The 10,211-nt window shown below is 49.3% G+C and carries 9 protein-coding genes and 1 pseudogene; 5 read left to right on the top strand and 5 right to left on the bottom strand.

Annotated features, from left to right (window positions below):
- Positions 1-37: 37 nt before the first annotated feature.
- A complete protein-coding gene (locus GX117_05920; protein NLO32879.1) occupies positions 38-1,060 on the top strand; it encodes a thioredoxin fold domain-containing protein in 1,023 nt (340 codons plus the stop codon).
- A gap of 36 nt (positions 1,061-1,096) precedes the next feature.
- On the opposite strand, the gene GX117_05915 is transcribed toward GX117_05920, so the two are convergent.
- The 3 genes from GX117_05915 to GX117_05905 form a co-directional block, all read right to left on the bottom strand.
- Positions 1,097-1,456, bottom strand: coding sequence for a DUF488 domain-containing protein (locus GX117_05915; GenBank protein ID NLO32878.1), 360 nt, complete (start codon positions 1,454-1,456; stop codon positions 1,097-1,099).
- 139 nt (positions 1,457-1,595) lie between these two features.
- On the bottom strand, positions 1,596-2,348 hold the full coding sequence (locus GX117_05910; protein ID NLO32877.1) for a glycosyltransferase family 2 protein: 753 nt from the start codon (positions 2,346-2,348) through the stop codon (positions 1,596-1,598).
- Between the two features lie 2 nt (positions 2,349-2,350).
- On the bottom strand, positions 2,351-3,358 hold the full coding sequence (locus GX117_05905) for a DUF1080 domain-containing protein (GenBank protein NLO32876.1): 1,008 nt from the start codon (positions 3,356-3,358) through the stop codon (positions 2,351-2,353).
- Positions 3,359-3,962: 604 nt separating this feature from the next.
- On the opposite strand from GX117_05905, the gene GX117_05900 reads away from it, so the two are divergent.
- Both GX117_05900 and GX117_05895 read left to right on the top strand, forming a co-directional pair.
- Entirely contained in the window at positions 3,963-5,297 is a 1,335-nt protein-coding gene (locus GX117_05900) for a Gfo/Idh/MocA family oxidoreductase (protein NLO32875.1), read from the top strand.
- Between the two features lie 130 nt (positions 5,298-5,427).
- The gene (locus GX117_05895; GenBank protein NLO32874.1) at positions 5,428-6,567 is read left to right on the top strand and encodes a hypothetical protein; all 1,140 of its coding nucleotides are present in this window, start codon (positions 5,428-5,430) and stop codon (positions 6,565-6,567) included.
- Positions 6,568-6,678: 111 nt separating this feature from the next.
- Here the strand turns inward: GX117_05895 and GX117_05890 are convergent, their stop codons facing one another.
- Together GX117_05890 and GX117_05885 are read right to left on the bottom strand one after the other, a co-directional pair.
- Positions 6,679-7,257 carry a hypothetical protein gene (locus GX117_05890; GenBank protein NLO32873.1) on the bottom strand — a complete coding sequence of 193 codons (579 nt, stop codon included), beginning with the start codon at positions 7,255-7,257 and terminating at the stop codon, positions 6,679-6,681.
- A gap of 315 nt (positions 7,258-7,572) precedes the next feature.
- A pseudogene (locus tag GX117_05885) lies at positions 7,573-7,719 on the bottom strand (prepilin-type N-terminal cleavage/methylation domain-containing protein).
- Positions 7,720-8,056: 337 nt separating this feature from the next.
- Between GX117_05885 and GX117_05880 the strand changes: the two are divergent.
- Positions 8,057-9,310 carry a lipoprotein-releasing ABC transporter permease subunit gene (locus GX117_05880; protein ID NLO32872.1) on the top strand — a complete coding sequence of 418 codons (1,254 nt, stop codon included), beginning with the start codon at positions 8,057-8,059 and terminating at the stop codon, positions 9,308-9,310.
- Positions 9,303-9,995, top strand: a complete 693-nt coding sequence (locus GX117_05875) for an ABC transporter ATP-binding protein (GenBank protein NLO32871.1) — start codon at positions 9,303-9,305, stop codon at positions 9,993-9,995. Before GX117_05880 ends, GX117_05875 begins: the two co-directional genes overlap by 8 nt.
- Positions 9,996-10,211: the final 216 nt, after the last annotated feature.

Here is a 10,211-nt window from a genome sequence, read left to right as displayed (position 1 = left end):
TGCGGCTGAAGAAGAGGCAGCGGAGTAGGAAATCGTAGTGGTGGAAGCTCTTGTTGAGGATGAAGTGCTCCCGGAAATAGAAACGGTATCAGAAGCCGTGTCGGAGGAAGTAGTTGCACTTGACACAAGGCCGGAGTCGGAGCCTGTAGAAGTGGTGCAAGAAAAGAAGGAAGACAACGCTGCTGCGGTCATTGAAGCGCCGCCTACTCCGAAAATAGCGCGTGTCGCTGAGGTATACCCCAATTTTGCAGATGGTATTTTGGCGGGCGCACAATTGGAGGAACTTGACGGTAATACCATTTTAGCGTCCGAGGATCTTGTGATTACCAAAGAAGATTACCGCGGTGAAATGATGAAATACATGAACGACGACGAGGTGGACGAATCTCCTTACGGCTTTTATGTGTTGCAGCATATGGCCACGGATCGGATCATTAAAGGACAGGTAGCAAAAGAGAGCGGTTCCAATCCGGGAGATAGGGATTGGGATCAGCAGGTGCAGCGTTTTATTGCGGAGATCACAGAGAAAGCACGGCCAAGTGAAGCGGAATTGCTTAGCTTTTATGAGGATCATCAAGATTTGATGGAAGGGGCAAGTTTTGAAGAAGTTAAAAAAGATTTAGAAGAGTTTCTGACACTGGATCGGCAAGAAGCCGTATTTACCGACTATTTGATCCATTTTGGCGATACGGTGTCCCTCCGTTTAGAAAAGAGCTGGACACAAGAGCGAGTTGCTCAATTTAAAACCAATCCCATTGATAAAGTCCTTGGAAAAGGGAAAGCCGTATTGGTCGATTTTTACGCGGACTGGTGCGGCCCTTGTAAAATGATTAAGCCCCACATTGAAGCCATCAAAGAAAGCTATGGGGATCAATTGACAGTGGTAACGGTGAATGTGGACGCAGAACCTTTTCTTGCTGCCCGTCATAAGGCACAGAATATACCTTTGTTGCTCTTTTATGATGCCGCTGGAAATTTGGTGACGCGGCAAGAAGGGGCATTGCGAAAAGAAGATATTAACCACGAGCTGCAAAAAATCGGGGTCAGTCTCCGTTCTTGAGAAGGGATACCGCTTTCGAGGGCAGCGCTGTCCCCTTTAACGACGGCTTTGTAAATATTCCAAAAGTGCAACGGCTTGGTTGCAGGTCTCATCTTTTGCGGAGTAAAGGAGGGTGATCGTGTGTTTTGACGCCAGCTGCACGAGTTCATCGATTAATGCGGGCCTTTTCGCTAGCTCTGTAAAATAGCGCTCCTTGAATGGTTCCCATCGGCTTCGATCATGGTTGAACCACTTACGCAAATCTGTGCTTGGCGCGATATCTTTCATCCACAAATCGGCCTTCAATTTTTCTTTGGCAATTCCGCGGGGCCACACCCGATCGACCAATACACGGGTTCCGTCATCAGCGTCGGCCGCTTCATACACACGTTTTATCTTGATTTTTGTCTTGGTCATAGTGCATTAAGCTCCTTATTTTACGGGTAAGCATCACTGTATATCTATAACAAAAAGGAGGCTTCATTTCTTCATGAGCAGCGCGAAATGGGCGCGCGGAGCGAAGTGTTGTTTGATAGCGGGCGTTCGGAGTGGTGGGCTAGAGACGGGTTTTGTTGTCGTAGACGCCTCTGAAATCTTTGAGGCGTATGGCAAATAGATCAAGGAACATGCGTGACGCGTCGCGAAGAGGATTGACTTTTGAATTGGGGCTGTTAATCCAGCGTACGGGCAGCTCCTCAATCTGCAGGCCATGTTTCACGGCAATGTAGAGGAGTTCCGCATCGAAGCTAAAACGGTCAATGCTTTGATGGGAGAAGCATAAGACAGCCGCTTCCGCGGAAAAGCCTTTAAAACCACATTGCGTATCGGTGTAAGCGGTGATCCCTAATATTCTTTCGATGCGGTTGAAACAGCGCCCCATCATTTCTCGATACCAAGCTTGGCGTTGTTGAATAATGGAATCGGGCAAGGCGCGGGATCCGATGATAATATCTGCCCGCCCCTCAAAGAGCGCTTCACAGCGATCCAGCTCTTCAATGGGTGTTGAGCCGTCTGCGTCGTAAAAGAAGCGAAACTTTCCCGTGGCACGGTGGAGCATTCCGGTTTTTACGGCGAAGCCCTTGCCTCTATTTTTAGGCAAGGATTCCAAGTGAATCGGTGTGCCGCTTTTCTGCTGAAATTGGGTTACCACCTCTTTGGTTTGGTCGGTGCTGCCATCATCGACAACAATAATCTCGGCATCATAAGCGCAGGCTGAGAAATAACGATCGGCGGCGGCAAGCGTTTGGCTAATGCGCGCCGCCTCGTTATATGCCGGGATGACCAAGGATAAAAAGATGGGGGTAGTCACAATTATTTTTCCGGTTTAAACCAGATATTTCTGAATTGCACACGGTCTCCATGGTCCTGGAGGAGGAGCGGACCTGCCGTTGTTTCTTGGTCGCTGACGCCGCCGGGCGTGCCGGATTCAAGCTCTACATCGTCGTGAATGGTGTGGCCATTATGGACTACCGTAATGCGCGCATTCTTTGTTTTATTGCCTTCTTCATCGAATTGCGGCGCTGAAAATTGGATATCATAACTTTGCCATTGCAGCGGCGGTAATACGGCATCTACGGCAGGAACGGCAAATTGATAAATGCCGCCGCAGAGATTATCTTTCGGGACTAGTCCGAAGCTGTCCAGTACCTGCACTTCATAGCGGCCCAGGAGGTAGACGCCGCTGTTGCCGCGTCCTTGTCCGCGGCTGGTGGGCATGAACGGTGTCCGGAATTCTACATGATAAAGGCCGCTGCCATAATCTTCACGGGTTTTAAAGCTGCTGCCGCACACTTCCATGGCATTTTCCCCGGTCAGGCACCAGCCCAAGGGCCACCGTTCCCACAAATCGGTGTTGGAGCCGTCAAAAAGAAGTATACCGTCTTCCGGCACGGCTGCGCCCAAGCTGGGCGGTGTGAGAAAGACGCGGTTTAAGACGAAATCGCGGGCCGGTGCCGATTCATCGTCGGCAGCTGTGAACGAGCCCTTCATGACTTCATTTTCAACGGTTGCCTGAAGGAGAAAGGTGTCTTTTAAAGAGCGTATGCTGAAGCGATTCTCAAAGGTGATGCTTCCATTCTCTTCTGTCGTGCCTCTCATTTCACGGCGGGTAGCATTTTCCTCTGAGTCGCCCACAAAGATTACCGCGCGGTGATCAGTTTTGGTAATGGCGACAATTTGCGCACGGATGTAGTAGTCAGCCCACTCTTCATTTTCAAAGCTTCCATGATAATTGCCCATGATTCCATTATCATCGTCCGATTGTGCCATCGGAGCAAAACACAGGGCACCCAGTAAGAGTAACGTAAACAATCGCATCATAAAGATCCTTATCTTGTTGTTTCGCTGCGCTGCCGCGATATTTCATAAAGGGCGTATACGCAACAACATAAACCATAGTTTTCTACAACAATTCCGTTGCAATGACAAACACTATTTTGACCGTGCTCCCTATAGCTTCTCGTGAGAAATCCTATTTTTGACTTGGCATGGAGCGGGTTGGTTTGCAATACAGCCCGGAAAAGCGAAGATTTTTACCTCCCTACACAGTAACATGTATGATGCCTGAAACACCACTTTAAAAAGACCGGCTTCTATCCATGGGACGCGTATCAGCCTTTATTAGGCTTGGAAGAGGCTGGGTGCAAGAGGGTTTGAGTGCACCGTATTTCTTGAAAACATCATCTGAGCATTATTTCAATTAATTGATGAAACAAATTCTTTTGATGTAGAATTCACCTATCCCCTATACTGGGGTAGCACAACTCACTTGAGGAAGTGTTGTAGATATAAAATAATCAGCGGTGGTTTTCAAAGGCAACGTGCTCTCCCCTTGCTGTCTTGGAAGGGTCACCGCCCATGTCCAAACAATGGCGCAGTAAGTGACTGCCCATTTCACGCCGGAAATTTAAGGAAAATAGTTGTAATGAAAAAGACATTGTCACGACGATCTTTTATGAAACAAACGAGTCTTGCCGGTCTGTCCGTACCGCTTATTTTGCCGAGGCTCAGCCTTGGAGCGCCTGTTTCGGAGAAACTGCATCATGCCGCCATTGGCGTTGCTGCGCAAGGTGCCTATGATCTTGAGCAAATTTTTAGCAGCGGTAAAGTGGTAGTTCGCGCCTTGTGCGATATTGACGCTGTGAGTTTGGAAAAGGCATCGAAACGTTATCCTGATGCCCGTTTATATCGGGATTGGCGTGAGATGCTCGAAATGGAAGGCGATCAGATAGACTCGGTGAATGTCTCCACGCCCGATCATACGCATGCCCCGGCTGCCATGACTGCAATCCAAAAGAAACTGCATGTCTTTTGCGAGAAGCCGCTGACTCACAGCGTCTTTGAAGCGCGGCGTCTGACGTTGGCGGCTAAAAAACAAGGCATCGCCACGCAAATGGGCATCCAAATACACGCCCATGATTTTTATCGTACGGCGGTCATTTGGCTGCAGGAAGGCGCCATCGGCAAGGTGAAATCGTGGCATTCGTGGTGTTCCGCTGTCTACACCACCGACGACAAGCAACGGCCGGAAGGGGAAGACGCCATACCGGAACATGTGAACTGGGATTTTTGGCTGGGGGTTGCGCCGCAACGTCCCTACAAGGAAGTACTTTATCATCCTTTTAAATGGCGCTGTTGGCGTGATTTTGGAAGCGGCGCTGTCGGCGATTTTGGCTGTCACATTTTCGATCCTGTTTTTACGGCCCTAGAAATTGGCGCGCCCCGCACCATCACCGCTGAGACCGAATGTGTCAGTGATGAAGTGCATCCTGCGTGGACCATTTCACACTATGTCTTCCCCGGCACACAGTGGACGGCGGATCGTGAAATTTCAGCGACTTGGCGCGACGGCGGTAAAAAGCCGGATCCGAGTCTTTCCCCTCACCTTTCCGCAGACTTTGAATTGCCCGCAAGCGGTTCCATTATCATCGGGGAAGAAGGAACGATGATCCTTCCCCATGTGGGGCCGCCGCATCTTTACCCTGAAGAAAAGTTTGTGGACTATCCGAAGCCCGAATTGGAACCCAAGAATCATTATCATGAATTTGTGGATGCTGCCTTATCGGGAACTACGGGAGACGCGGGCTTCCACTTCTCCGGGCCCCTGACTGAAGCCGTATTGCTCGGCAATATTGCCAATCGTTTCCCGGGCAAAACATTGCAGTGGAACAGTCATCAACTAAAATTCGACAACAATACGGATGCCACCGGCTTACTTCGACGTTCTTATCGCAAAGGCTGGCAAATCCGGGGGTTGTAAACCTTAACTGAAACATGAATGAATACGGCCGAAGAATGGCATGACGACTCGGTTCTTCTAAAGAATCGGTACGCATACTGTTTTTCGTCCGCTTATTGACTCGAAAGATATATGAGGAAAGTCCATGAGGATGAAGGCATTTTATAAAGATTCATTGACCCGTGCTGCAGCGCTGCTATATCTGCTGTGCCTGACAGCTGCGGTCCTACTTTCTGCCAAGAATGCTTATGCGTACAGCGGTGGGGTGGGGACAAAAGAGGATCCTTATCAAATTGCCTGCCTTGCCGATTGGCTATGCCTTGTGGAGGCGGTGGATACAGAGCTCCAACATTTTCTTCTCACGGCAAATGTGGATTGTGGCGGCAGCGCTATGCGCCCTGTTGGAGATGAACAGCCCTTTCAAGGGATCTTGAACGGTGGGGATTACTCTTTGTCAGGCGCTGAGATTGTTGGCGACAATGATTCCCCTGTCGGACTTTTTCGCATCGTAGGGGCGGGGGCGCTGATCAAGAATCTTCGTGTCACTGATGTGACCGTACGGGGCAAGATCAATGTGGGCGGTCTCGCGGGAATTAACCAAGGCACCTTAAGGAATTGCCGTGTACAGGGAGCTGTTGAAGGAAGTATGTACGGGAGTCATGTGGGCGGCTTAGTCGGATACAATGATGGTGGTGTTTTGGCGGGATGTCATAGTGAAGGGACGCTGACTGGTGCTGCTTATTGTCAAAAGATCGGCGGCTTGGCGGGATACAATTCCGGAACCATCACGGAATGCAGCGCTCAAGTCGATGTCATCGGATTTGTCAGCACAGTCGATGTGGGCGGACTGGTTGGTGTCAATGATGGCGGCGCTATTAAATTTTCCTGTGCCTCAGGATCTGTAACGGGAGGCTGGGGCATGGGCGGCTTGGTGGGAACGCAAACACTGGGTACGATCCTCGCCTGTTATGCCACAACTTCTGCAAAGGGAATGTTTAATAATGTGGGCGGCTTGGTAGGATTGAATCGGGATAAGATTATCGCTTCGTATAGTACGGGATTGGTGATCGGGCTGCATCATGTGGGGGGACTGGTGGGACAGAACCTGCAAGGTCTTGTTCATTTTTGTTTTTGGGATAAGGAGCGCAGCGGCAGAGATGAAAGTGCCGGCGGCCGTGCCTTATTATCCCAACAAATGAGTAAAACCCTTTACTTTAAAAATAAGGGTTGGGAAACCTATCCCTGGTTTTTGGTTGATGGTGAAATGCCTCGTCTTGCTTGGGAGAAATAGGCAAGACCTTCTTTGCGCCCGCTGTTATATCTTCATCGTGAATAAGTAACGCCCCCGACAGCATCACTGCGGGGGCGTTTAAATTAGCTAGGTTAGATTACTGTATGGGGCTTAGTTAACGCCTTTAAAGATACCAATGATATTCGCCAAGCTCGGCAGTACTGGTTGGGTCGCTCCCAAGTCCATACTGGCCGTATTGTCCTGACCGGGCGCAGGCGCCACATAAGGGATCCAGTCCACGTGGCCGTCCATGAACAACACGTTACATCCGCCGGGAACGTGGTTAAAGTAAGCTACTGCTTTACCGTAATTCCCGAAAAGATCCATCATGGCGAAAAGCGTGCTTTGAGCCATGGCGGCGGTCTGTGGATTATTGACGTCCGTGATCATGAAGCGCTCGTTACCTTCCTTAAGACGGTAAACGCGGTCGCCTCGGCCATTACCCCATGTATTAAAGGCAGACTCTAATTTCAGGTCGTTGTCAACAACTCTGCGCAGTACAATACCGTGGGGCGTGCTGCCGGCACTGGTCAGTTTACCGAAGAGTTCGCGGAGCAGTGCGTCTATGGTGGCACCAAATTGTGCGGAGGCAAGTCCGCCTTCAGGCGGTGTAAAACCAAGCATGCTTGATGTTGCATCTAAATGGGTAAAAATACCCACTTCTACGGGAGGAATTTGGGGGTGCTGCATGAGGTCGAAGATCCAGCCAATATAAGCATAGCTGCTGCCTGCTTGCCAGTTCTTTCCGGCTTTCCAAAATTCCCAGTCACCATTGGAATCACGGAGTGTGTCGAGGTCTTCTTCCGAGTCTGAGGGACAAATGCAGATTGACGGATCACTGTTGTAGTTGGGATACCACGCCGTCACAAGGGCTGTGGGGATCAGTTCCAGAACGGAGGGATTGCTGCTAAGGGTCAGATCCGGCCAACCGGGAGCATTTTGGTTGGTGATTTGGAGAGGCGGCCAATAATCTTTTTGTTCATCGGCGTACAATTTGAAAATGGTGCCCCATTGCTTCAAATTGTTTTGGCAGGATTTGCGTCGTGCGGCTTCTCGGGCACGCGCCAGCGCCGGCAGGAGGATTGCAGCCAGAATACCAATGATTGCAATCACTACCAGCAGCTCAATCAGTGTAAAGCCTTTACGTTTCATGTTTGTTCTCCTTGTAAAATTAAATAAGATAACAGACTAACAAGACATATTTCTTCTAAGGCAAATTAAATTTAGACCGAATTCGACACTCCTTTCTGTTGATGGTTAGTCCTATAATTATAAAAACAACACTTTTAACGTATCATAAGTTTATAATGGATGTCAATATATATCAATTGAATTTTCATCGCGTTGCAGCTATGGGCCGCTCTCAGATATACTCTTATACGTAGGAGTGTCCACACATCTTTTTTTTCTTTCACAACAAATCTTGCCCCGGTTCACAGTCTTTTCCTTGTCCGGGCCGATTAAATTATGATGGAGGAAGTACCTTCCGGTGCGATTTGAAATTTTTGTAGCAGCCCGCTATTTACGGGGAAAACGCAAAACACGTTTCATCAGCCTGATCACCTTTATTTCTGTGGCAGGCGTGAGTGTGGGTGTTACAGCGTTAATCGTGGTGATGAGTGTCATGACCGGTTTCGACAATGCGCTGCGCGAAACGATTATCGGCAATCGTTCCCATTTAACGGTCTTCAATCGTGCAGGCCTGCCGCTTGAAGAGCCCTACACGGTTATTTCCGAATTGAAAGCCCTTTCCCCGGAAATCTTGGGGGCAGGTCCCGTGATGCAAATGGAGGCTTTAATCAAACGGGGCGATAACACGACGGGTGCTTTTGTGTTGGGTATTGATCCGGAACTAGAAGCAGAAGTTACGGATCTGCCGCGCAACCTTACCCATGAGGGCGGCCGCATGTTTGGCGAGGGGAAAATGCCCGGTGAAAAAGAAATTGTGCTGGGCTTTCGGCTCGCCCACCGTCTCGCCGCGAGGGTAGGTTCTGAAGTGGCGGTCATGACGGATAAGCCCACGGTCACGCCTTTTGGCATGCGCCCGGGCAACCAAGTGTTTCTTACGGTGAGCGGTATTTCGCAAGCGAAAATGTCTGACTTCGACAATCTATATGCCTTTGTCGATATTGACACGGCACAAATGCTTACGGGCCGCAACGTGGTCGACGGCATACATGTGCGCCTGACCGATGCCTTTCTTGCCGACAAGGTGTCCGCCTTGATTCGTGATGAGCTGCCTTACCGTGCGGAAACGTGGTATGAAAGTCAGGAAGCATTTTTCGAAGCGTTGAAGCAGGAAAAAGTGGCGATGTTTATTATTCTTGTGTTCATTGTGCTTGTTGCCGCTTTTAATATCACGAGCACGCTGATTATGATCGTCATGGAAAAGCAACGAGACATCGGCATACTGCGCACGCTCGGTACAAGCGGCTGGTCTATACTCAGTATCTTCATTGTGGAAGGATTGCTTATAGGACTGACAGGTACCGTGATAGGGCTGATCTTCGGCGTGGTGCTTTCCTACAACATCAACCCTGTTGCAGAACTTATCGCGTGGTTCTTGGGCGTGGATTTATTTAATAGTACCATCTACTACTTCGACGGCATCCCCGTCGCCATTGTCATTTCTGATTTGGTGTGGATAACCGTTTCTGCGGTTTTGCTCACCCTAGTATCAACTCTATATCCGGCGTGGAGTGCCACACGCCTCAATCCGGTGGACGCGCTGCGCTATGAATAATGGGGTCAACAACGTTATCGCTTGTGATAAGATTCGGAAAGTATACCGTGACGGCAATCGTGAACTGGTCATACTGGATGGCATCAGCCTCGAAATTCCCGAAGGGAAAATGGTTTCTATTACGGGACCGTCCGGTGTGGGCAAAAGTACCTTGCTCCATATTTTGGGAACCTTAGACAACCCTTCTTCAGGCGATCTCTTTTTTCGAGGCGAAAAATTAAGCGCCTTGACGAGTGCAAAAATTAATCACATTCGCAATCGTGAAATCGGATTTGTGTTCCAATTCTATCATCTGCTCCCTGAATTTACGGCGCTGGAAAATGTGATGATGGCGGCATTGTGTAAAGGGGCACGACGAAAAGAATGTAAGGAACGCGCCGCCGGGCTCTTGGAACAAGTGGGATTGAAGGAGCGTATGACCCATAAGCCGGGCCAGCTCAGCGGGGGTGAACAACAACGGGTCGCCATTGCCCGAGGCCTTTTCAATCATCCTTCCGTATTGTTGTGTGATGAGCCGACCGGCAATCTGGACGAGCGCACCGGTATTGAAATCGTTGAATTACTTTGCGATCTCAACCAAAGCGGAAGCGTCACCTTGATCATTGTGACCCATGATGATTCGATTGCCAAAAATGCAGATCTTTGGTTTTATCTTCACAAGGGACAGGCGCGGAGAGAGAAATAATCGGCGATCCGACGTGTCCCGTTTTTCCATGAATGAGAAAAGAACGGAGACGGTCCATTCTCTCTGCCGGGTTTATACACAGGCCCATATCCATTCAGAAAGAATCATGTGTGCAGGTGTTCTTCTCCGCCGGTCGCGATAATTTATATAAAGTTGTACTTACATTTCAGGCACAGTTATAATTTCAGTTCTATTTGTTTTTATACGATTTTTAAA

It is taken from the genome of Candidatus Hydrogenedentota bacterium (assembly GCA_012523015.1).
Classification (GTDB): Bacteria; Hydrogenedentota; Hydrogenedentia; order Hydrogenedentales; family CAITNO01; genus JAAYBJ01.
Note: the sequence above shows the minus strand (reverse complement) of the source record. Positions and strands in the feature narration are given on the sequence as shown.